Here is a 21,295-nt window from a genome sequence, read left to right on the forward strand (position 1 = left end):
TTTATTCAGATTTTGCAACGGCTGTCCTTTCTGAGATCCCATTGGCATTGAAAGCTTCAATCTGAAAATAATAGGCATCCGTTCTGTCTGCTCCTGTAAAGAAATATTCATTCTTTCCGTATACCATAATGCTTCCGTACAATTTATCCGGAGACTTTCCAAAATAGATTACATAGCCGTCTGCTTCAGGATTCTGCTGCCATTTCATCCAGATACTTCTTCTTTCCCCATATTTTTTAGGGTCAGCTCTTAATGGCACAAAACCTTCCACTTTAGCAGGCTGTTTTCCTGCTCCTTTTCCAAATACCCTGAAACCGCTCAATGCAAATTTTCCGGTAGGCATTTTCAGGTTTTCCATTTTAAGGAAACGGGCTTTCGCTGGTTTTTCCATCTCAATATAATCATGAGGAACATCCTTTGTATTTTTACTTTTATCCACAATCACATTCCATTTCTTGCCATCATTAGAGCCATAGATTTTATACTGATGCATTTTCCCCAGTGTTTTCCCCATAAATTCTGCATCCTGATCCGCATAATTGATCTGAATGGCATTGATGGTAGAAACTTCCCCAAGATCCGTCTGGAACCATTCCCCGGAATTTCCGGTCTTAGCACTCCAATACGTTTTGATATCCTCATCTACCGCATAGTTAGGCTGATATCCACCTAAAGTAGATGAAACCTGAACCGGTTTATTATAATTCAACAGCATCCATCCGGCAAAAAGACCTTTCGTAAAATCTTTGCCCTGTGCATATTGCGGAAGGTAAGTAGGATAATCGCCATATGCCGTATTACAGTACATCACATCATCTTTATCAAAGCCTGCCGGCCATATTCCCAGCCTTCTTTCAAAATTATTTTTAGTAGAAATAAAAATTGTGGAAACGTGCCACCAGTTCTTGTAATTGTCTTCAAACGTTGCCCCGTGGCCTGCGCCTCTGGCAAAACCGCCCGGTTTATAAGAAAAAGGATTATGCTGCTGATATTCGAAGCCTTCCAAAGGATTTTTACTCACATATACTCCATCGGAATACCCACTGAATTCTGTTGCCGGAGCACCATACTGCATATAATATTTCCCGTTATGCTTTGTCATCCACGCTCCTTCTACAAAAGGCTGAAGAAAGACATTGTCATTGTATTCCCCGAAACGTTCCCATCCGTGATCTTCAGGTTTTAACTTAATAATAGGTTTTACGAAACCCTCGGACTGAAGGTTTTCACTTTTACTTCGGTCCCCAGCAACGGCCATTCGTTACTTGAGCCCCAGTACAGATACAGTTTATTCTTGTCTTCATCATAATGGAATGCCGGATCCCACGCTCCTACTTTTAAAGTATCCACAGCAATTTTCCAGTCATCTTTGGTAGGGTTGGTACTTTTCCAGATCGGAAAATCCTGTTCCCAGGTAGAGCCATACACGTATAAAGTATCTTTCATGGCCCAAACTGCCGGAGCATTAAGATCGTGGATATATTTGTTATCTCTTAGAAATTTCCTTTTTACAAACTTCCAGTCCAGCATATCGTCACTGTACCAGTACCCTTCCTGGTTGGTGGAAAAAAGGAAGAGTTTATTTTAAAGTTAACAATCACCGGATCTGCTGTAGCACGGTGCTTTCCCTGTTTGGAAAAAGCTTCGAAGGGAGTATAGCCATAATCAATATTAATAGGATTACAGAATGTTTTCTGCTGGGCCCCCGCAATCATTCCAAGAAAGATTGCTAATGACAGAAAATATTGTCTCATTTTCAGATTTTAAACGTTCCGGACAAAGTTAATTAACTTTTTTCGGTTTTCTCCAAATAAAACCGTCCAGAAGATAATGAGTAAGCTGCGGAACAACCAATAAGGGAACCAGAAATTGAAACAGATTTTCTGAGAGCATTACATTCAGGGAAAAGTGCTCATTCCAAACCAAAGTTTCCCATAAAATTCTTCCAGAAAAGCGAACAATAAAATAACGCCGATAAATAGAAATATTCGGAAAAAGATTTAAAAATCTGCAACCGGTTCAGCTGGTGATTTTCTTTTTGCTGTATTTCCCGGATATAAATCAATGCGATATAGGGAACCCCATGAGAAACCACGTTCAGAAAAGTAAATAAAAGATCATTATTGAAATGAACAATCCCGAAATACCAGGAAAGAAAAGTTCCGGTGATCAGTGCTGTTTTGGGAATGTTAATGTTTTTTGTTTTAAAAGTTCCAACAATTGTTTTAATAAACCAGATGATCAGAATTGTAAAATAGAATACAGTAAGTAACGGAACGTAATCCGGGAGATTCTGAAGCCAGTCAAACTCATTGTTTACAAACCATGTAAAAGCCCGGGGAGTTTTAAACCAATACAGCATCGGATAAATAGTTGCGGAGTAAACAGCAATCTCATCTATTTTTTTACTCCAGTTGTCCGGTTCAAAACGGGCATAGATTCTCATAAAGCCGTACTGCTGTCTTATAAAATGAAAAACGGCAATCAATGCCAGTACTGACCAGAAGGTCAGACTTCCAAACTGGAACAGGATCATTCCCAATATCCAGCTCAGAACAGGAATTCCCAGATAAAGCAGCTTATTTTTCTGTACTTCTCCTTTTACAAAATAGGTTTTAAACAGTGTGGAATAAACATGGGCAACATCCACAAAAACAATCAGGAAAAGCCATGTGTAAAAGGAATAATGATTTTCCAGTGCCTGAATCTGCTTCTGAAAAAGAAAGATAATCAGCAGCACCAAAAAAGGCGGAGATAAAATAAACCACCAGTCTGTTTTTGCATTATGTATCCACGGCTGTTTCATAATATTATTTTACATCATTTGTTCTGCAGTCCGGAGTCCCTGATAAAAGGCCTCTTCAAAAATAGATATTCCTGAAAGATCGGAATGGGCAAAGAAAATTTTACCTCCTATCGGTTCTTTTGCTTTTCCGGTTTCTTCTCCAAAAATCTGGTTGGGAACCGGAGCGATCATCGCATGCCCTATTTTATGAAACTGCATTTCCAGAATGAAATCTTCTATTAACGGATGTGCTTTCTTCAGATCATCTAAAACTAAATCTTTCAGTTCAGCCTCTTTCATGGCGTAAAGCTTTTTCCTTGCTTTTCTACAGTCTGAAGTTGAAAAGCTCTTATAGTGAGTAATCACCTTTTCACCAATAATCTGGTTGAGATTCTGATGTTGGTCAAAAATATAACCCAATCCCGAAGAACCATAGATCACATTATCCCAGGCCGGCGCTTCATCTCCCCCGAATTCATTTTTCAGCGTAATGGTGGTTAAAAGCCAGGGCACGTAATGAAAGGAAGATGCTTTTTTATGATTAAAAATTCTTTCATTCACAAATTGAGGTGTTGCAAATAACACTTTATCTGCAATAACCTTTTTGGTTTTCTTTTGAATATTGTCAAAACTTAATACCTCAACTTTATCATTGATTTTTATATCAAAAACCAGATTTCCCGGCATATGTTTTCCCTCCGTGTATTTTGAAAGATGTTTTGCCAGTCTTGCATTTCCTTCCGGCCATGTGAATACCTGATCTTTATATATTGTACTCCAGTTATTCTTTCTTCCGGCAAAATAATGAATTCCTGCCCATGCAGAAACATAATCTATTCCTAATCCGAAATCGTCCCTGCAGGAATAATCCAAAAGCCAGAGAAGTTCTTCCGAGTGGTAATTATTTTCTTTCAGCCAGTCTTTAAAAATGATTTTTTCAAGCTTTACTACCTCTTCTTCTCTGCTGGAATCATGTAACGGAATGGCAAACCAGTATTTTCCCCCGCATCTTTCTTTACACGGAACTCATCCATCAGTTTAAAAAAGCGGGTAAGCTCTTGCTGAGTTTGTGCTGAAATTCCTCTTTGCGGAACAATATCATTCTGCCAGGAATTTTTATAAAATAATCTTTCCTGCTGAGGAAATGTCATTTGGTATTCATCAAGGATGGGTTCTCCGTTTTCTTCTGTTCCAAGGCAGATTTTACATTCTTTCAGGAATTCGATGATTTCTGTATTCTCTTTGTTCGGTAACGGTAAATAATGAGCTCCTAAAGGAAATTTTGAAAAAGGGGTCTCTCCGTTGGAAGAATTGCCACCAAGATGGTTTTCCATTTCCAGAAGAAGATAATCATTTTCATGATGCTGACTGAAGGACCTACAAGCCGACAGTCCGGAAATTCCACCCCCGACAATAAGATACTTAGTGTGGATAACTTCTGAAAACTGTGGAAAATCTTTTGCCCACAGCTTATGCCCGAGAATGTGATCGGTACCTGTAATTTTCAGCAGCAATGATTTTACTTTCTTTCCGCAATACTGCAAAAAGGGAAGCATAAGACTACCTAAAAATATAGTTGTAAGAAAATCTTTTCTACTGTACTTTCCCCCACTCTTCATCAAAATAACGGACTAATATCTGGTTATCCAGACGGTTAACTTCTACGTCTTTCACCTTCATATCTTTATTGAAATAAGACATCTGTGAAAAATTGTAATCATAATATTTTAATCCAGGCAGCTTTCTGTAGATCCTGTTGTTGATGGGTTCAAATGAAGCCATAGAAAATCCCCATTCCCCAAAAGACGGAACATAGGTGTGATATGCTGCTGTGAAAGGAAAAATCTGATGGATTGTTTTTTCAATACACCAGAAAGATTTCGGAGCAAAATACGGAGAGGTAGTCTGAACTACAATCTTTGTATCAAGAGTTGTTAACCTTTCCAGTTCTTTATAAAACTGTAAAGAATAGAGTTTCCCCAGGCTGTAATTGGACGGATCCGGAAAGTCTATGATAATGACATCAAACTTCTTTTTGTTCTCTTTTACCCAAATGTAAGCATCTTTATTGATCACTTCCACTTTAGGATTGGAAAAAGAACTTTGATTAAGTCTGCGCATGGTTTCATTGGTTTTAAAAACCGGGTCATCTCGCCGTCAAGATCCACAAGCGTTATTTTTTTAACGTCTTTATATTTTAATACTTCCCTTGCTGCAAAACCATCACCGCCTCCAAGAATCAGGACATTATCTATATTTTTTGCCATGGACATCGCAGGGTGCACCAAAGCCTCATGATAACGGTATTCGTCTGTGGATGAAAACTGTAAGTTATTGTTTAAATATAAACGGAATTCGTGCGTATTTCTCGTTAACACAATTCTTTGGTACGGTGAGCTTTTGGTATACACTACATTTTCACCATATAATTTTTCTTCTGAATAGGATAAAATAGTATCTGAGAAAATGAAAAGCCCTAAAAGAAATGCAAATGCTGCAAGAGATTTTACTTTGAGCGATAGGGGTTTTGATAATTCCTTTGTAAGATAATAGCACAGGAATATCGCAATGGAGATATTAATCAATCCGAAAAACAAAGGGGTTTTGACAATTCCTAATTTTGGAATCAAAACCAACGGGAAAAGAATCGACGCCAGCAAAGCCCCGATATAGTCGAATGCAAAAACGTTTGAAACTAAATCTTTAAACTGTACCCTGTCTTTTAAAATATTCATCAGAAGTGGGATTTCCACTCCTACAAGACATCCGGTGAAGAAGACAAAGAGATAGAGAACACTTTCAAAATGGGCGAGTGTATTAAACAGAATAAAAAGCACAACAGAGCTGATTCCGCCTACGATTCCCACAAGGATTTCGATCTCAATGAACTTATCAATAAGATTTCCTTTGATGAATTTTGCAAGGTAGGAACCCACTCCCATTGAAAAGAGATACACTCCGATAATGAAAGAAAACTGCTTTACAGAGTCTCCTAAAAGATAGCTTGCCAGTGCTCCGGCCACCAGCTCATAAATCAGTCCACATGTAGCAATGACGAATACTGAAAACAATAAAAGCAGCTCAAGAGGAATCCTCTTCTTATCCATGAATTGCCGCGCTTATAATCATTGAAATTCCGATGATAAATGCCCCGAAGACAATAGCAATTGCTATATTTTTATTCTGGGCGATCTCATGCCATGTTTTTTCAGGAGTCAGTTTTTCAATAATGAAATAACATGCAAGCAAAATGGCGATTCCTAAAAATGAATAAAGAACCGAGTTTAATATGGGTAAGAAATTGATGTTGTCCATAGTTTTTATATTTTTATTTGTGATAGTATCTGTAGAATCCTACTCTGGAATGGCTTCTTGTGGTTCCGTCGCGGTATGTTTCCGTCTTGGCACAGTCGCATACCTGATTTCCCTGGTACGTAAGGTATACAAACCAGGTCAGGCAGAATCCTCCGATCAGGCAGAGTATCCAGTTTTTTCTTATGTAATTGGTTATATTAGTTATCATCATTTGCAGGATAAGGTGAGTTTGAACTATTCTTCCATTTATTTACATTAAAGTAATGTTTTCCTATCCACATTGCCACAAACACAGCAATCATTATGAATAAAATAATCCCAAAGTTCCAGAATGAAACGGGAAGCCAGGTTGCTTTGAGCTGTACATAGGTATTGCTTGAAATGGGATCTGTAGTAAGTCTAAGTGCTTCAGTATTAATCAGGGAGTCCAGCTTTTGAGTTCCGAACGATGCTTTGGCAAGTCTGGTTACTTCCGATGTATCTTTTTCCAGCGCCTGTCCGTCTGTAAAAGTTTTGGTCTGCACCTTGAATATATCAGTAACCTCAATTGTTCCTGATTTATCCCGTGATACCATGACCTTTGAATCAGGCGATGTAAGGCCTGAAAATGACGGCAAGCCTCCTTCTTTTTCAGCTGAAATAATGAAATGATATTTTCCGGAGCCTACTCCACACAGGTTAAAATCTTCAGACTGACTTCCTTCTGTCCAGCTTTCCCCTCCTTCGTAACCATGATACTGCTCGATATCTTTGGAAGTGTAGATAATTTCATTGGTATTCTCATTCACAAGGCTTAGCTGAACATTAGCCCAGGAATTATCAACACCTGAAAATGCACTCACTTTTAATGGGGCCGAACCTCCGGAAAGGGTAAAGCTTTTGCTGACCAATTCCTTATCTTTTACATCTGCAAAATTGATGGTTTCTGCAAAAACGGTTTCGTTGGTTCTTGAAGTGTAGACATACATCTGAAGCAGGCAAATCATTAATGCCGCCACACAAAAGATGTTCACAGCCTGTCTGATATCGAAATAATAAGGCTGAACGATCCCTATTCCTGTATAATACGGCAGATTAGCTATTTTAAAAGCTTTCTTTACTTCATATTTTGAAATGTGGACTCCATAGAAATACTGGCTTTTCCTGCTGGTCTTCTCCTGAGAGATCATACGGGTTCCGTTGACATATTCTTTGTAAGTAGCAATACTGAAATCCAGATGCTCATCAAAAAACCGGCTGCGGCTTCAATACTGCACTGAGAGTTTTCGTACCATCGATAGGTGCGCCCGAGATAGGTTGGGAATGCTGAATCTTTACTTTTAAAATCATCAGGATGTATAGGAATCAGGAAAACCCAATGCCCGTCACTTTCACTCAGGAAAGCATCATTTCCTTTACTGTCTTTTAAATAATATTCGCGCCAGAAAATACTGGAACCATATTTCCTGACGATAATGGCAGCAACAGTATATTCTACCTCTCCGATTTTTCCTTTTTGTCCGACATCTAAAACAACATTTTCCGTAGGGACTTTCAGATGTTTAATTTTTTTGTTTCCGGCAACATCAATGAGATAAGAGCAGGTACTGCAAACATATTCTTCAACAGGAAAGGTGAGATCTAATGTATTTTCTGATTCGCATGCTGGGCAGACATAGTGCATTTTTATCTGTAAATTTTGTGTTTCTGAATGGTATTAGCTTTAAAATACTGAACCACCTCATCTGCTATCTGCTCTACTTTCTCGGTATTGTCCTGAGTATAATTACAAAGGAATACATCAAAGGTAAGCTGTTTAAATTCCGGCCACGTGTGGATACAAAGGTGAGATTCTTTAAGGATCACTGCGGAAGTAAAGCTGTCATTTTCAAAAATATGATTGGTTACTCCTACAATTTCCACCTCTCTGGTTTTCAGAATTTCTTCTGTAAACATCAGAAACCCTTTGCTGTCTAATAACAAATCTTCTGACTCTGTTTGCAAAGTCAGAAGAATATGTAAACCTTTACTTGATAATGGGTTCAATTAATTTTTTTGGTAAATATATTATTTTTTTGGAAGAAAAACCTCAGCAAGCATACATCTTGCACTTCCTCCACCATTTACTTCAATGGTATTCAGGTCTGAATAGATAATTTCGCAGTATTTTTCAATAGCTGCCACCTGTTCTGGAGTGAGAGACTGATAAGCGGTCTGGCTCATCACCAAAAATTTCTCACCCTCTTTATTCTGAACCTGAAGCATGTTTCCCGCAAACTGCTGCATCTGTTCTTCTGAGATTTCGATGATTTCTTTTCCTGAGCCTTTAATGGTTTCCATTACTTTTTCCCTTTCCAGCTCGTCGTCAATACAATCAAGGCAGATTACGACAAATTTATCCGCCACACACATCATTACGTTGGTGTGATAGATCGGAAGCCTTTCTGTTCCTACGGTCTGGAATGAATGGAATACAACGGGAGTGAATCCATATTTTGTGCAGAATTCTCTGAACAGTTTTTCATCCAGCCTCAAAGAAACAGAACCATACGCAATTCTATGATCATGATCAAAAATCATACTTCCCGTTCCTTCCAGGAAATGTCCCTGGGTTTCAGGAAAAGACCAGTCATCAATTTCAGTAACTTCAAATCCCTGATCTTTGATACTTTCAATAATATCTTCCCTTCTTTCCACTCTTCTGTTGGAAGCGAACATCGGGTACAAAACCACTTTTCCGTCTTTATGGAAACTTACCCAGTTATTGGGGAAAATAGAATCCGGAGTATGCGGATCCGGAGTATCTTTTATGGTAATTACATTGATTCCTTTTCCTCTCAGCTTTCCTACAAAGGTATTGAACTCTGCCAAAGCTTTTGACTGGATGTCAGATCCCGTCTGTTCTACCTGAAAATAATTGTTTTTAGCTGTCTCTGCGTTGTAACCGAATGCAATCGGCTCTATCATTAATACTGTATCTGTTGTTTGCATTTTTTAAGTTTGAGGGTGTTAGTGTATGAGAGTTTGAGTGTCTGAACAGCGTTTTACAAATTATTATCTTCTTTATTCACCGAAGAAAAATGAACACCACTTTTCTGACTGGCTCATCATGTTAACTAACATCCCTATTATTTGGTTATACTTGTTGTGCAAATTATTATATTGCTCGTCATTCATATAATGGCAGGCAAAAGCAAACTAGAGCCATGTTTGGGTTTCTCTTGCTTCACCCTCTGAGTCTGTAAGCTTAGCAATGAAGGATTTTTCATATTTTCTTTTGCCCCAAGCCTCACTAATATTTGCCGTTACAGATCTTGATGATCTTCTTATCTGATCTGTAAGTGAGTAAAGTTCTTCTTTTGGAAAGGATTTTGAGAGTTCATAAATCAGCTGTGCTGTTTCAAATGATTGTTGATAAACTTTTAAGTCCTGATGAAATTTAATTGTCGACATACCCAAATATTTTTTTAAAATTAAAAAAATATTCAAACCCACCAACACTCTAACGCTCAGACTCTAAAACTCTCCCACTCAATTATTCTCTCACAAGCGGCATTGTAGAGCATCTCAATAAACCACCCATTTTGGAGATTTCTCTGTAAGGGATTTCTTCTACTGTCATTCCCCACTCGTTTCTAAGGTGGTTATTCATTCTTGTGAATGCTTTGTCTGAAACCACTACATCAGGAGAAATGGAGAAAATATTCGGGAACATTTCAAACATCTCTTCATCATTGATATGGAAACAGTTTTCTTCTCCGAAAATATCAATGATTAATCGGTAATCGCTTTCATCTACAAATCCGTTTTTATAAATGATACATTTGTCTTCTCCTACCGGATTAAATGTACAATCCAGATGCAGAATGCCTTCAAAAGGAACTTTATCATTTTTCTTCAGTTCCAGATCGATGATTCTTTTCTTCGGAAAATATTCTTTTAAGATTTCAATGGCATATTCATTGGTTCTTGCCGTCTTATAGTTTCGGTAATCTTCGCTGAAGCAGGTTCCAATGAAAAGGAAATCATTCCATACGATCACATCTCCTCCTTCAATATGTGCAGTTTCGGGAAGGTTGATGATCTTTCTCCATGCTACTTTTTCAAAAACACTTTTGTATGCCTCCTGTTCATCTGCCCTGTCAGCAATCACATTGGAAATGATCATCTTGTCATCAATTACAAAAGCTACATCTCTGGAAAAAACCTGGTTGTAGTCTTTGATGATGCTTGGGCGCAGTACTTCAACATCATACTTTTTAAAACCGCTTCAAAAGCGTTCATTTCTTTAATAATATCCTCTTCTTTAGGATAAATGTTGTGTTCGATTGAGTAATATGACTTTGCGTCATAACTTTCCTCTAGTGTGGGAACCGGCCCCAATGAATTAGGCTGGCCTAGAACTACTGACTTCAGCCTACCCGTTTCGTTTTTAATGTTTAGTCTCATAAAGATTTATGCAATACTACAAATATAAGTAAAGGTCTCTACCTGTAAAACTTTTGGATTATTTTATGCATTAAATTTGGTTCCCAAAACCAGCACCCTTCCACAAAATTTCCTTGCATTTTAGCCAACTGTAGTGAATAGTTCCAAAAACATCTACAACTTACTATTTTCCATCTGCATAAGAAAAGAAAAACAGATAATCATATTATTTAATTTCCTATATTAGTGATATAATTTTCGCGAAATTATAAACAATAAAAACTTAACTATTAACACCAAAAATCAAAGTCATGAACAAGAACAATCCGGTGCTGAAAAACGCACAAAAATTAGGAAGAGATCAACAAAAATCCGTAATGGGAGGCGCTCCCATCTCAACAGGCAGAAGATGCTGCGAATGGGATGATGCAGGAAATTGCTATATCTGGACATGTGACAGATGTGTATGTCCATAATAAAAAACGAAGACCTGCTTTTCAAGCAGGTCTTCTTATCTTGTTCTGTTTTCTTCTTCCGTCTTCTGGGTTTCTCTCACCTGATATTTTGAACTTCCTAGGGTATAACTGAGCGAAAATACAAGCCTGCTGCTGTCCCACCAATGTGTAAAACGGTTATCCATAATCTGTTTATGCCGGAATTCCAGTCGCTGATCATAAGAATCAAACAGATTATTAATCCCGATTTTTGTGTTCAGTTTATTATCAAACCATGCCTTTTGCAATGATACATCTACAGTGTATCGTGGTTTAATAGTATAGAGGCTGTTTCCTGTTTTGGATTCATAAGCACCAAATACATTTACAGTAAATCCTTTCGGAAGCGAAAATACCTGATTGATCCTCACTTCGTAATTATAAATGCTCAATGCAAAAACCTCATCCAGATAAGGTCTGAATTCATAATTATAATATCCGGCAATCTGAGTGGTGATATTCCACCATTTTGTAATTCGTACCGGAAAGCTTGTTTCCAGCATAGCAAAGTTCCGGTAGGGAAGATTCGTTCCTAAATATTCCAATACATTTGTTTCCGGATTGTAAAGGGGATACCGTGTCATCACATCTTTTTCTTTTCCGGCGGTAAAGCTTGTGACCCAGTTTTTATACCGATACATTGCTTTAATCTGGCTGGTAAAGGAAGGTAAGAGGTATGGATTCCCTATCCAGTAATTTAACGGACTGAAATAAAATCTGAACGGATTAAGCTGCGAAAATGCCGGCCTCGTTATTTTTCTGCTATAGGAAAGAGAAAATTCACTGGATTTATTAAAAGTATAGCTTACACTTAAAGACGGCAGCCATTTCAGATAGTTTCTAGAAACCAAGGAGTCCACAGTAATGGCGTTGGAAATACTGTTAGTGTTCTCGAATCTTAATCCTGCATTGATCTGAAAGTCCCCTATCTTTTGCCTGTACACAAGATAACCTGCCCAGATCTTTTCTTTGTATGAAAATATATTGCTTCTCGAAGGATCAAAAACGAATTGACTGCCAACAGATAATGTATCATACCTGATATTGTTATTCGTATCTGAATGACTGTATTTAAGCCCTGCTTCAATATCGGTCTCTTTTATTTTCTGAGATGCATCTATCTGTGCCGTATAAATGCCGATTTTGTTCACCAGATCAGATTTCCAGTATGACAAAACCTCAGCATTTGTCTGGTCTCTATTGATAAAATCATCATTCTGTTTATTTTTGACTGAAAGATAATTCCCTAAAAAAGCAAGCTTAAACCCCTTATTCTGAAAAGAATAATCGGCTGTCACCCCATAGTTACCCTGAGAATAATCTGTGGGATTTTCACTGGATGTATTGAATACCACCTGGGCTTCGCTTTTATCAGTTGTATAAAGAGATCCGCTGCGTATACGGTCATTATTCCGGAAATTACTTCTCAGATTAATACCAAGCCGGTTTTTATCATTCAGCTTAAAATCTGCACCCGCCTGAAAATTGTAAACTTTTCCAGCATCTTCCTGATAGGTTTGGGTACGCATGATATTGGTATTGCCCAATCGCTGCAGGGCGTGATAACGATAGGTTGAAATTCCTTCATTATAACCCGTCTGCAGATTGTATGTCACGCTCCCTGTATGATAAGATATATTGAATGCATTTTCCCGATAGCTGAATTTATTAACATAAATATTACCATTATAGCTTGCTTTCAAGCCAAGGCTGATATTCTTTTTTAGTTTGATATCAATAATTCCTTTAAATTCTGCATCATATTTAGAAGATGGATTGGTATTCACTTCCACCGATTCTACCATTTCGGGAGATAAAGACCGCAAATAGGCCTGCAGCTCCTGATTGCTCATAACAACGGGTTTCCCATCAATAAAAACAGCGGGAGTGATTCTACCTCCAATAAAAATTCCATCTTCCTGATCTACTGTAACCCCGGGTGTTTTTCTTAAAACATCAAGGAGATGCGTGGAAGTTTTAAAGTCTTTATTTCCGGCAACAGACAGTATAAGATTACCATCATTCAGTTTCATTTTTCGTGGCGCTGACTGAATAATAACTTCTGAAATATTCGTTGTTGAAGTTTTTGCCTCAGCCAGAGAATCCGTGGTTTTTCCTTTGACAGCTTCCTGAGCTTTTCCAAAATTGACAGGAACAGCAGAAGCAGCAAGAGCCATAATTTGAAGATCATAGATTTTAAATTTTATGACATCAAAAGTATTGGCCTGGGGCAGAAAAGCGGTTTTGAAATTAAAATTCCGCAGTACTGAATTATAAATTTGAACTCTGAAACCTTGATTCAGTAAGGGTTTGAGACTGCTTATACAAAAGAGGTGTTGTATTTTTAATTTTCTTGAACGTAGAAAAGAAAGTTGATTTGGAATTAAAACCTACTTCATATCCTATCTCTTCAATTTTTAAATAGGAGCCATTTTCTATCTTTTCACAGGCTTCATTAATACGATATTCATTGATATAGGTAGAAAAGCTTTTACCAAGATTATCATTGAGCAACTGGGAAAGCTGATGGGCAGAAATATTCATTCTGAATGCCACATCACTTAATTTAAGATTGGGATTTTTATAAAGCTCTTCAGTATTCATAAGGCGCTCCAATCTGACGAAAAGCTGTCTGCCTGTTTTTCAGAAATCTTTTTATTGGAATATCTTTCCGTTTCCTTTACCGGAAGCTGCTGATATTTTGTATTGAATAAAATCAAAAAATTGGCATACAGCACAAATGAAAATACAAGACTCCTCCCGCACAGTAGATCTGCACCCAACCTGTTGAGATCAGCTGATAGGTCAGAAAGATAATTATATTACTGATCAGAACCGGAAGAACAAATTGGTTTGGACTTTTAAGGTTCTGCCTGGAAAAGTAGTACTGATACACCGCAAGGAATACAAATGCAGACCAGACCGTATAAATAAAGGTTCCGAAATAATGTTCCCAGGTAACAGGGAAAAGCAGATACAATAAACCGACAGCCCCTAAAATTAATGTTAATATTCCGAACCATTTCCGGCAGTTCTTCCAATCAAACTGCTCCTGTTGAAAGGAAGATTTCACGTAATAATAAAGTGCCGGACCTGTAAAAAATAAAGCAGAGAGTCCTAAATGCGGAATAATTCTCGGCAGATCCGGGTAAAAGTAAATGCATACAGCAATGCCCACTCTGGTGCTCAGCATCAGCAAGAGAAGTCCGAGAAAAAATCCGGAGGTATTTCAGTTTCTTAACAAACAGCAGATAAATACCCAGCAGAAGTCCGTTGAATGCTCCTACTGCGCTGAAGAAAATAACATCTGTTGTCCGAAAGTCATAATAATTTATTTATTGTTTTATAACGATCCACCATTCGGCTTTGATTATATCAATAATTTCCTAAAAGTAAAATTAATAAATTATTGAATTCAATTTCAGCAACATATACATTTTTTCTAAGAAATATTGCAGATCATGATCTCTTTGCCATCCGCATATTCTTTGCCCCATTCACATAAGTTTTTCAGAATCGGAATAAGGTCCTGCCCTTTGTTAGTCAGTATATATTCTATCCCCACAGGAATGGTATCAGGAATTTCTTTAATGATAAGTTTGTGAGTTTCCAGTTCTTTAAGTTGCCTTCCCAAAACCTGTTCGGAAATATTAGGCAGTTCTTTCTTCAAAAGATGAAACCGGTTATTTCCCTCCGAAATTGAATAAATAATTTGTGATTTCCAGCGCCCGCTGATGATACTTACTGCCGAATTCAGTTCACAGATACCGAACAGAAACTGTTCGTTTGCCGCATTGGTTGAAGTTTCTTTTCTCATAATAATCACTCACAATTTTGTTCGTTATTGTAATTCACAGACAGCTTGCAGAAATTTACATTAAAATTACAAAATTATGTACACAAAAAACATTCTGTCGATTATTGGTCTTGTAATAAGCCTGCAGCTGTTCCAGGCACAGGAAAGATGGATTTTAAAATCCGGGTTTATGTCAAAACCGGATACGGTATTTATTTTTAAACCCCAAACCTATAAGAAGACAGAGAAATATCCATTAGTCTATTTATTACACGGGTATAGTGAAAATTACGGTCAATGGTCCCGGACAACAGACCTTCAGAAGTTCTCTGATCAATATAAAATGATTATTGTATGCCCGGACGGATTTACAACATGGTATGTAAACAGTCCTTATGATAAAGGGGCAAGAGCTGAAAATTTCTTTTTTAAGGAGCTGGTTCCCAAGGTTCATAAAAATTTCAGTATTGACAAAAAGAATATTTTCATCAGCGGACTGAGCATGGGAGGATATGGTGCTATCCGATATTTTTTACTTCATCAGGATTATTTTAATACTGCAGGAAGTACAAGCGGCGCATTTTCCCTGGATCCTGATATTATGAGGAATGCGAGCTTGCAATTCTTTAATACAGAAAGGATTACTGATGACCTGAACAAAATACTCGGTTCACCGGACGAATGGAAGCAGTATAATATTTCAACACTGTTAAAAACCTATAATAAAGGAAATCCTTTTTTAATAGACTGTGGTTCGGACGATATACTTTATCCTTCCACCATTGAAATCAGAGATATTGCCGATAGCCTGAAATTCCCATTACCTTTATTTCCCAACCCGGAAATCATAATACAGAATACTGGAGAAATTCCATTGAACATCATTTTATTTTTTCAGACAACATTTTAAATAAAAAAATCCCAAAGCGTGCTTTGGGATTTTTTATGATGTAAGCAAATATTATCTGCTTGCAATATCGATGTAATTTCTTTGCTGAGCACCTTGGTAAACCTGTCTTGGTCTTCCGATCGGATCTCCTTTCAATCTCATTTCTTTCCATTGAGAAATCCATCCGGAAGTCTTCCTAATGCAAACATTACGGTGAACATTTCTGTAGGAATTCCTAATGCTCTGTAGATGATACCTGAATAGAAGTCTACGTTTGGATATAGTTTTCTTTCTACGAAGTACTCATCTTCCAGCGCTACTCTTTCTAACTGCATTGCAATGTCAAGAGCTTTATCCTGGATTCCTAATGCTTTAAGGATATCGTCAGCAGCTTTTTTGATAATTTTTGCTCTTGGGTCGAAGTTTTTGTACACTCTGTGTCCGAATCCCATTAGACGGAAATTATCATTCTTATCTTTAGCTTTAGCAACATATTTAGCTACGTCACCACCATCTTTCTCGATAAGCTCAAGCATTTCGATTACAGCCTGGTTAGCACCACCGTGAAGTGGTCCCCAAAGTGCAGATACCCTTGCAGAGATAGAAGCGAAAAGACCTGTGTGAGCAGAACCTACCATTCTTACTGTAGAAGTAGAACAGTTTTGCTCGTGGTCTGCGTGAAGGATTAATAATTTATCTAAAGCATTTACCACAACCGGATCGATTTCGAAATCAGCGTTTGGTAATCTGAATGCCATTTTGTAGAAGTTCTCTACGTAGTTTAAGTTGTTATCCCCGTGGTTTAATGGTAAACCTTGAGTTTTTCTGTAAGTCCATGCACAAAGGTGAGAGAACTTCGCGATCATAAGCTCAGCAGCATGATCCATTTCTTCTTTAGAGTTTACATTAACGGCTTTCGGGTTGAAGGCTGTCAAAGCAGAAGTTAAAGAAGATAAAACTCCCATAGGGTGAGCAGAACGAGGGAAAACGTCGATGATTTTTTTCATCTCGTCTGCAATAAAGTTATATTTTTTAATGTTGTTTTCGAAAGAAGTATACTGATCCTGAGTAGGCAATTCTCCATGTAATAAAAGATACATTACTTCAGTGAAGTTAGATTTTTCAGCAATCTGCTCGATTGGATAACCTCTGTAGAATAATTCTCCTTTATCTCCGTCTAGTAAGTGATGTCGCTAATGGTAGCTCCTGTATTTTTGTAACCTAAATCCAGAGTGATCAAACCTGTCTGGTCTCTTAATTTTGAAATATCAATCCCTCTGTCTCCGATAGTACTATCCACAATTGATATTCATATGAATTACCTGCGTAATTCAATATTACTTTGTTGTCTGACATTATTTATTTTTTTAAATATACTACTTTCCATAAAATACGGCAAACAAAAATTATCGCTTGCCGTTATTTATAAATTCGATTATCTTTTGATTTTAAATGCGCCTAAACCAGGGAAAATGGCAGTCTCACCAAGAGCTTCTTCAATTCTTAACAGCTGGTTGTATTTTGCCATTCTGTCTGATCTTGAAGCTGAACCTGTTTTGATCTGTCCGCAGTTCATTGCTACTGCTAAATCAGCAATGGTAGAATCCTCAGTTTCTCCTGATCTGTGAGACATTACTGAAGTAAACTTGTTGTTCTGAGCCATCTGTACAGCAGCCATTGTTTCAGAAAGGGAACCGATCTGGTTTACTTTTACAAGGATTGAGTTGGCAATACCTTCTGTTACTCCTCTTGACAATCTGTCTACATTGGTTACGAATAAATCGTCACCTACCAGCTGTACTCTGTCACCGATTTTGTCTGTTAACATTTTCCATCCTTCCCAGTCATCTTCCTGCATACCGTCCTCGATAGAAATGATCGGATATTTAGCAGCCAGCTCAGCAAGGTAAGAAACCTGCTCTTCTCTTGATCTGTGAGCTCCTTTATCTCCTTCAAATTTTCTGTAATCGTAAGTTCCGTCTTTGTAAAACTCTGAAGCAGCGCAGTCTAATGCCAGCATAATATCATCTCCAGGCTTATATCCTGCTTTTTCGATCGCCTGAAGCAATGTATCCAAAGCATCTTCAGTTCCGTTGAAAGTAGGAGCAAAACCTCCTTCATCTCCTACTGCTGTAGAAAGACCTCTTCCTTTAAGAATTGATTTCAGGTTGTGGAAAATTTCAGTTCCTTTTCTCAATGCATGAGAGAAAGAGTCTGCTTTTACCGGCATAATCATGAATTCCTGAATGCGATAGGAGCATCTGAATGAGATCCACCGTTGATTACATTCATCATTGGAACAGGAAGCGTGTTGGCATTCACCCCACCAACATATTTATAAAGTGGCATCCCCAATTCTGCAGCTGCAGCTTTTGCCACCGCCAGAGAAACACCAAGAATAGCATTAGCACCAAGATTTCCTTTGTTAGCCGTTCCGTCAAGATCAATCATAATCTGATCGATATAATTTTGTTCGAAAACCGGCTGTCCAACCAAATTCTCTGCAATTACTTCTTTTACATTTTCAACAGCTTTCAGGACTCCTTTCCCCTGATATTCTGAACCGCCATCACGTAATTCTACCGCTTCGTGTTCTCCTGTAGATGCTCCTGAAGGAACTGCTGCACGGCCCATTGCCCCGCTTTCTGTAAATACATCTACTTCAATGGTAGGATTTCCTCTGGAATCTAAAATCTGTCTTGCTTCTATGTAAGAAATTGCACTCATTTTTATTTTTTTTAGTTTAGACAAATTTAATCAAAATTTAACTTTTAGGGGTATTTCACGGGATTTTTTTGAGATAATTCCAAGTTAAATTTTAGTTAATTTATATTATGATAATTGGTCAATTTCTTTGTGGGAATTCAATGGGTTAAAACGGGAGAATGCTGATATGAGAAAGTGCCGCACCTTAAAATGCCGGAGCTTTACGATTGATTTTAGGGCTGTCTGGTTTTCAGAATAATGTAAAAACCATTATTTTCTGGGTGAAGGTGACAGCAGCCCGGCTAAAGCACCTATTGCTCCCGAGGAAATGGTTGCAAAAATAGTGACCAGCTGGCTATCGGAGTTTTCCCATTACCCAGGAAAGATATAAGAATAAGACCGGTTATAATGGCAATAATGGCAAAGCCTAGCATAAGCACTATAATTCTGTAGATCCAGCAATCGGTGTCCTTCGGGCTTCTTATTTCTACCTCTTTAATAGCTTCTATGGGATTGGTCCTGAATTTTTCCTGAAGATCAGTGTCGTTTTTTAAAGCGGCTTCCAAATCTCCAATACTGTCATTAATAAGAGTTTTCATGGCTTTAATTTTATACACCAAATTTCCTTCTAAAAAGCAGAGCAGTCAATTACACAAAAGGGGTATTTACAGTATTATGTCTGAAAAGCAGGCAGGTTCCATGGTGTTCGTGTATCACGCTAAATTCATCGGACAATTCATTCATTCTTCTTCTCATATTTCTAAGTCCGTTACCTTCTTTCTGATCATCAGAAATACCGGTTCCATTGTCGGATATTTTCATTGAGAAGCTATTTTTTTCCTGTAAGAAAGAAAGTTTCAAAGTATCTGCATGGCTGTGTTTGTATACATTATTGACGGCTTCTTTTAAACAGAGAAAAAGATTACGCCTCATTTCTGTGGAAATGGGTGTTTCCGCTATGATATCTTCGCTTTCTGAGTACACCATTATTTTTGTTTTCTTTAAAAAATTTGTGGTATAAAGAATAGCATAGTCGATAAAGCTTCCCAGGGTATCATTTCCGGCATTCAGGCTCCAGAGCATTTCGCGCATGGAGATATTCATTTCTTCAGAAGTCTTCAGAAGCTCTTCGATATCGCTTTGCAGATCATCATTTTCTGCTTTCTGCTTCAAAAATTCTGCCTGAAGCTTCAATGCGGAGATTCCTGCCCCAAGGTCATCATGCATATCGTGGGAGATACGCTCCCGTTCCTGTTCAAGAATTTTTTGTTTTTCCAGTTCTTTCTGAAGGAGCTGATTCTGATGTTCTGCTTCTTTAAGCTGTTTCTCTTTCAGGTATAAAAGCTGTTTTCTATTGTACATCAATACAATGAAAACTGTAAAGGCAGCTAAAAGCACGACTAAAAGTAATGCAATTAAAAAAATAAGTTTTATTTCCGGAGGTAAAGACTTCATTTTTTATTCAGCAAATTATATTTATTCAAAGCAACATAGAATAAACCGCAGCTTATTATATTGATAATGTTCAAGAGTTGTTTCAAAAGCTTTAGGAACGGTTTATCTATTTCGTCCAGCAGATACATAGGAGTTATTCTAAATAAGAAAAAACAGCTCCATAAAAGTATCGATGTTGAAATCCAAAAGACGGGATCATCTGTAATTTTTGATTGATTGATATTGTTTAATTTATAGCTGCACCAGTACAGCACCTGCAATATATTGATGACGCAATACGTAATAGCAAGATTTAAGTTATATTTATCAACATAAAAAAGCTCAATATCCAATATTATTACTATTAAAACGATTGCTGACAGCGCAACAGCTATATTCCTGTTTTTAATGTATCTGAAATAAAAGATAATAAAATAAAAACTGTTGAAAACATTCAAATAATTATATTGAATGGATTTAGTTGCAATAAGATTAATCTCTGAAAAAGTCTACCGTAAAATTTACGAATAAATACAACAAAAAATAGTCTTGAGAGGACACTGTTCTTCCTCTCAAAACTATTATTCCTTTTATTAAAACAATAAAAGAAATTATATAGTAAACTGTAATAAGCATTTTATGGCTCCAAACTTCCCTGATCGTAATATGGAAAATCTGCGCTAAATAATTGTTTATTAGAATCTGCCGGCATAGTTGCAAGATATACGGATTCTTTTCCTGCTCCAAAACTTACCGTTTTCTTCTTTCCTATACACGGGATAAAATCGATTCTGATTACATTTTTTCCGAGGCAGCCTTCCAAATACATGTGTATCCTATCGATATATTGTTTCACCAGAATCAAATCATATCGTATAGAGTTGGCTACATAAGCATCACTGGATGCATCAGTAAGGGTTCTGCCTAAATTGGTCCCGTTGAAATCCCCAAGTTGATTAACATTAACCTCATAATAGGTATCCAGATTAAAAACAAAATAATGTTTATCCAATCTGGTTGTATCTGCTGCCTCATGAAAAGAAAGAGTTGCATATAAATATCCTTTTATACTTTTCAACAACAATTGGTTTTCTTCAGGCATCATTCTGGAAAAGTCACTAATTGTACTGTCTGTAATTTCTCTAAAAGATACCTTCATTATTGTATAGCCATCATTCAAATGACCTCGGACAAGCGTTTCAAATAAGCGGAAATCAATATACAATTCCTGGCTGAGGCCTGGAGCCCGCTGTTGAAATAACCCATTATTTACCCGGAATTCTTCATCACCTATAGGCTGGTTTACAAGAAAATCCACACCTGTTTTTGTGATATAGTCTTTTATCCATTGGTCCTTCTCGGTAAACTCTGTCATTTCATAGAAACTTTTAATCGTTCCAGCTTTTTGCATTGCAATGATGGTTGCTTCCAATGCACATTTAAAATCATACAGTTCTTTTTCCATGGTT

24 protein-coding genes and 3 pseudogenes are annotated in these 21,295 nt (G+C 37.4%); 2 read left to right on the forward strand and 25 right to left on the reverse strand.

What is annotated here, in order from left to right; translation table 11 throughout:
* Window position 1: 1 nt before the first annotated feature.
* From OWR28_RS20350 to OWR28_RS20425, 16 genes and pseudogenes are all read right to left on the reverse strand, one after another.
* Window positions 2–1,258, reverse strand: a complete 1,257-nt coding sequence (locus tag OWR28_RS20350; protein WP_332388272.1) for a discoidin domain-containing protein — start codon at window positions 1,256–1,258, stop codon at window positions 2–4.
* Window positions 1,201–1,530 (reverse strand): hypothetical protein, encoded by a 330-nt coding sequence (locus OWR28_RS20355; RefSeq protein ID WP_332388273.1) that lies wholly within the window; start codon window positions 1,528–1,530, stop codon window positions 1,201–1,203. The genes OWR28_RS20350 and OWR28_RS20355 overlap by 58 nt, the downstream gene beginning before the upstream one ends.
* Window positions 1,509–1,754 (reverse strand): hypothetical protein, encoded by a 246-nt coding sequence (locus OWR28_RS20360; protein WP_332388274.1) that lies wholly within the window; start codon window positions 1,752–1,754, stop codon window positions 1,509–1,511. The genes OWR28_RS20355 and OWR28_RS20360 overlap by 22 nt, the downstream gene beginning before the upstream one ends.
* 158 nt (window positions 1,755–1,912) lie before the next feature.
* A complete protein-coding gene (locus OWR28_RS20365) occupies window positions 1,913–2,806 on the reverse strand; it encodes a hypothetical protein (RefSeq protein WP_332388275.1) in 894 nt (297 codons plus the stop codon).
* Window positions 2,807–2,815: 9 nt separating this feature from the next.
* The gene (locus OWR28_RS20370; RefSeq protein ID WP_332388276.1) at window positions 2,816–3,658 is read right to left on the reverse strand and encodes a hypothetical protein; all 843 of its coding nucleotides are present in this window, start codon (window positions 3,656–3,658) and stop codon (window positions 2,816–2,818) included.
* Window positions 3,659–3,732: 74 nt separating this feature from the next.
* Window positions 3,733–4,341, reverse strand: coding sequence for an NAD(P)-binding protein (locus OWR28_RS20375; protein WP_332388277.1), 609 nt, complete (start codon window positions 4,339–4,341; stop codon window positions 3,733–3,735).
* Between the two features lie 37 nt (window positions 4,342–4,378).
* On the reverse strand, window positions 4,379–4,906 hold the full coding sequence (locus OWR28_RS20380) for a spermine/spermidine synthase domain-containing protein (RefSeq protein WP_332388278.1): 528 nt from the start codon (window positions 4,904–4,906) through the stop codon (window positions 4,379–4,381).
* On the reverse strand, window positions 4,858–5,892 hold the full coding sequence (locus OWR28_RS20385; RefSeq protein ID WP_332388279.1) for a spermine/spermidine synthase domain-containing protein: 1,035 nt from the start codon (window positions 5,890–5,892) through the stop codon (window positions 4,858–4,860). The genes OWR28_RS20380 and OWR28_RS20385 overlap by 49 nt, the downstream gene beginning before the upstream one ends.
* Window positions 5,885–6,100: a DUF350 domain-containing protein gene (locus OWR28_RS20390; protein ID WP_142725356.1), complete on the reverse strand. Its 216-nt coding sequence runs from the start codon at window positions 6,098–6,100 to the stop codon at window positions 5,885–5,887. The genes OWR28_RS20385 and OWR28_RS20390 overlap by 8 nt, the downstream gene beginning before the upstream one ends.
* Before the next feature lie 13 nt (window positions 6,101–6,113).
* A complete protein-coding gene (locus OWR28_RS20395; RefSeq protein ID WP_332388281.1) occupies window positions 6,114–6,311 on the reverse strand; it encodes a hypothetical protein in 198 nt (65 codons plus the stop codon).
* Window positions 6,298–7,269, reverse strand: coding sequence for a hypothetical protein (locus OWR28_RS20400; protein ID WP_332388282.1), 972 nt, complete (start codon window positions 7,267–7,269; stop codon window positions 6,298–6,300). The genes OWR28_RS20395 and OWR28_RS20400 overlap by 14 nt, the downstream gene beginning before the upstream one ends.
* A complete protein-coding gene (locus OWR28_RS20405; RefSeq protein WP_332388283.1) occupies window positions 7,266–7,763 on the reverse strand; it encodes a DUF4178 domain-containing protein in 498 nt (165 codons plus the stop codon). Before OWR28_RS20405 ends, OWR28_RS20400 begins: the two co-directional genes overlap by 4 nt.
* Window positions 7,764–7,765: 2 nt before the next feature.
* The gene (locus OWR28_RS20410; protein WP_332388284.1) at window positions 7,766–8,125 is read right to left on the reverse strand and encodes an S-adenosylmethionine decarboxylase family protein; all 360 of its coding nucleotides are present in this window, start codon (window positions 8,123–8,125) and stop codon (window positions 7,766–7,768) included.
* A 21-nt stretch (window positions 8,126–8,146) separates the two neighbouring features.
* A complete protein-coding gene (ctlX, locus tag OWR28_RS20415; protein WP_332388285.1) occupies window positions 8,147–9,070 on the reverse strand; it encodes a citrulline utilization hydrolase CtlX in 924 nt (307 codons plus the stop codon).
* Window positions 9,071–9,277: 207 nt separating this feature from the next.
* The gene (locus tag OWR28_RS20420) at window positions 9,278–9,532 is read right to left on the reverse strand and encodes a four helix bundle protein (protein WP_332388286.1); all 255 of its coding nucleotides are present in this window, start codon (window positions 9,530–9,532) and stop codon (window positions 9,278–9,280) included.
* Between the two features lie 82 nt (window positions 9,533–9,614).
* Window positions 9,615–10,528: pseudogene (locus OWR28_RS20425) on the reverse strand (dimethylarginine dimethylaminohydrolase family protein).
* A gap of 290 nt (window positions 10,529–10,818) precedes the next feature.
* On the opposite strand from OWR28_RS20425, the gene OWR28_RS20430 reads away from it, so the two are divergent.
* Complete coding sequence (locus OWR28_RS20430) at window positions 10,819–10,983, forward strand: hypothetical protein (RefSeq protein ID WP_162800874.1); 165 nt, start codon at window positions 10,819–10,821, stop codon at window positions 10,981–10,983.
* Between the two features lie 35 nt (window positions 10,984–11,018).
* Here the strand turns inward: OWR28_RS20430 and OWR28_RS20435 are convergent, their stop codons facing one another.
* From OWR28_RS20435 to OWR28_RS20450, 4 genes are all read right to left on the reverse strand, one after another.
* A complete protein-coding gene (locus OWR28_RS20435; protein ID WP_332388287.1) occupies window positions 11,019–13,178 on the reverse strand; it encodes a TonB-dependent receptor domain-containing protein in 2,160 nt (719 codons plus the stop codon).
* A gap of 94 nt (window positions 13,179–13,272) precedes the next feature.
* Window positions 13,273–13,605, reverse strand: coding sequence for a helix-turn-helix transcriptional regulator (locus tag OWR28_RS20440; protein WP_332388288.1), 333 nt, complete (start codon window positions 13,603–13,605; stop codon window positions 13,273–13,275).
* A gap of 112 nt (window positions 13,606–13,717) precedes the next feature.
* Entirely contained in the window at window positions 13,718–14,194 is a 477-nt protein-coding gene (locus OWR28_RS20445; RefSeq protein WP_332388289.1) for a hypothetical protein, read from the reverse strand.
* A gap of 249 nt (window positions 14,195–14,443) precedes the next feature.
* A complete protein-coding gene (locus OWR28_RS20450) occupies window positions 14,444–14,818 on the reverse strand; it encodes a helix-turn-helix domain-containing protein (RefSeq protein WP_332388290.1) in 375 nt (124 codons plus the stop codon).
* Between the two features lie 76 nt (window positions 14,819–14,894).
* Here OWR28_RS20450 and OWR28_RS20455 point away from each other — a divergent pair, with 76 nt between their 5' ends.
* Window positions 14,895–15,707: an alpha/beta hydrolase-fold protein gene (locus OWR28_RS20455; RefSeq protein WP_332388292.1), complete on the forward strand. Its 813-nt coding sequence runs from the start codon at window positions 14,895–14,897 to the stop codon at window positions 15,705–15,707.
* A gap of 51 nt (window positions 15,708–15,758) precedes the next feature.
* On the opposite strand, the pseudogene OWR28_RS20460 reads toward OWR28_RS20455, so the two are convergent.
* From OWR28_RS20460 to OWR28_RS20480, 5 genes and pseudogenes are all read right to left on the reverse strand, one after another.
* Window positions 15,759–17,042, reverse strand: a pseudogene (locus OWR28_RS20460) (citrate synthase).
* A 79-nt stretch (window positions 17,043–17,121) separates the two neighbouring features.
* Window positions 17,122–18,413, reverse strand: a pseudogene (gene eno, locus OWR28_RS20465) (phosphopyruvate hydratase).
* A 290-nt stretch (window positions 18,414–18,703) separates the two neighbouring features.
* On the reverse strand, window positions 18,704–18,991 hold the full coding sequence (locus OWR28_RS20470; protein ID WP_332388293.1) for a hypothetical protein: 288 nt from the start codon (window positions 18,989–18,991) through the stop codon (window positions 18,704–18,706).
* 49 nt (window positions 18,992–19,040) lie between these two features.
* Window positions 19,041–19,847 (reverse strand): histidine kinase, encoded by an 807-nt coding sequence (locus tag OWR28_RS20475; RefSeq protein WP_332388294.1) that lies wholly within the window; start codon window positions 19,845–19,847, stop codon window positions 19,041–19,043.
* 616 nt (window positions 19,848–20,463) lie between these two features.
* Window positions 20,464–21,291: a hypothetical protein gene (locus tag OWR28_RS20480; RefSeq protein WP_332388295.1), complete on the reverse strand. Its 828-nt coding sequence runs from the start codon at window positions 21,289–21,291 to the stop codon at window positions 20,464–20,466.
* Between the last annotated feature and the right edge of the window lie 4 nt (window positions 21,292–21,295).

The sequence above is a fragment of the Chryseobacterium sp. 1B4 genome (assembly GCF_036631475.1).
Classification (GTDB): Bacteria; Bacteroidota; Bacteroidia; order Flavobacteriales; family Weeksellaceae; genus Chryseobacterium.

Bases quoted from the DNA above. Each gene is read 5' to 3' on its own strand.
- OWR28_RS20450 (WP_332388290.1), bottom strand. From the start codon at position 14,818: ATGAGAAAAGAAACTTCAACCAATGCGGCAAACGAACAGTTTCTGTTC.
- OWR28_RS20440 (WP_332388288.1), bottom strand. From the start codon at position 13,605: ATGAATACTGAAGAGCTTTATAAAAATCCCAATCTTAAATTAAGTGAT.
- OWR28_RS20375 (WP_332388277.1), bottom strand. From the start codon at position 4,341: ATGCTTCCCTTTTTGCAGTATTGCGGAAAGAAAGTAAAATCATTGCTG.
- OWR28_RS20395 (WP_332388281.1), bottom strand. From the start codon at position 6,311: ATGATGATAACTAATATAACCAATTACATAAGAAAAAACTGGATACTC.
- OWR28_RS20405 (WP_332388283.1), bottom strand. From the start codon at position 7,763: ATGCACTATGTCTGCCCAGCATGCGAATCAGAAAATACATTAGATCTC.
- OWR28_RS20470 (WP_332388293.1), bottom strand. From the start codon at position 18,991: ATGAAAACTCTTATTAATGACAGTATTGGAGATTTGGAAGCCGCTTTA.
- OWR28_RS20365 (WP_332388275.1), bottom strand. From the start codon at position 2,806: ATGAAACAGCCGTGGATACATAATGCAAAAACAGACTGGTGGTTTATT.
- OWR28_RS20355 (WP_332388273.1), bottom strand. From the start codon at position 1,530: ATGCTGGACTGGAAGTTTGTAAAAAGGAAATTTCTAAGAGATAACAAA.
- OWR28_RS20400 (WP_332388282.1), bottom strand. From the start codon at position 7,269: ATGATCTCTCAGGAGAAGACCAGCAGGAAAAGCCAGTATTTCTATGGA.
- OWR28_RS20480 (WP_332388295.1), bottom strand. From the start codon at position 21,291: ATGGAAAAAGAACTGTATGATTTTAAATGTGCATTGGAAGCAACCATC.
- OWR28_RS20455 (WP_332388292.1), top strand. From the start codon at position 14,895: ATGTACACAAAAAACATTCTGTCGATTATTGGTCTTGTAATAAGCCTG.
- OWR28_RS20475 (WP_332388294.1), bottom strand. From the start codon at position 19,847: ATGAAGTCTTTACCTCCGGAAATAAAACTTATTTTTTTAATTGCATTA.
- OWR28_RS20435 (WP_332388287.1), bottom strand. From the start codon at position 13,178: ATGGCTCTTGCTGCTTCTGCTGTTCCTGTCAATTTTGGAAAAGCTCAG.
- OWR28_RS20420 (WP_332388286.1), bottom strand. From the start codon at position 9,532: ATGTCGACAATTAAATTTCATCAGGACTTAAAAGTTTATCAACAATCA.
- OWR28_RS20380 (WP_332388278.1), bottom strand. From the start codon at position 4,906: ATGCGCAGACTTAATCAAAGTTCTTTTTCCAATCCTAAAGTGGAAGTG.
- OWR28_RS20350 (WP_332388272.1), bottom strand. From the start codon at position 1,258: ATGGCCGTTGCTGGGGACCGAAGTAAAAGTGAAAACCTTCAGTCCGAG.
- ctlX (WP_332388285.1), bottom strand. From the start codon at position 9,070: ATGCAAACAACAGATACAGTATTAATGATAGAGCCGATTGCATTCGGT.
- OWR28_RS20390 (WP_142725356.1), bottom strand. From the start codon at position 6,100: ATGGACAACATCAATTTCTTACCCATATTAAACTCGGTTCTTTATTCA.
- OWR28_RS20430 (WP_162800874.1), top strand. From the start codon at position 10,819: ATGAACAAGAACAATCCGGTGCTGAAAAACGCACAAAAATTAGGAAGA.
- OWR28_RS20445 (WP_332388289.1), bottom strand. From the start codon at position 14,194: ATGCTGAGCACCAGAGTGGGCATTGCTGTATGCATTTACTTTTACCCG.
- OWR28_RS20385 (WP_332388279.1), bottom strand. From the start codon at position 5,892: ATGGATAAGAAGAGGATTCCTCTTGAGCTGCTTTTATTGTTTTCAGTA.
- OWR28_RS20360 (WP_332388274.1), bottom strand. From the start codon at position 1,754: ATGAGACAATATTTTCTGTCATTAGCAATCTTTCTTGGAATGATTGCG.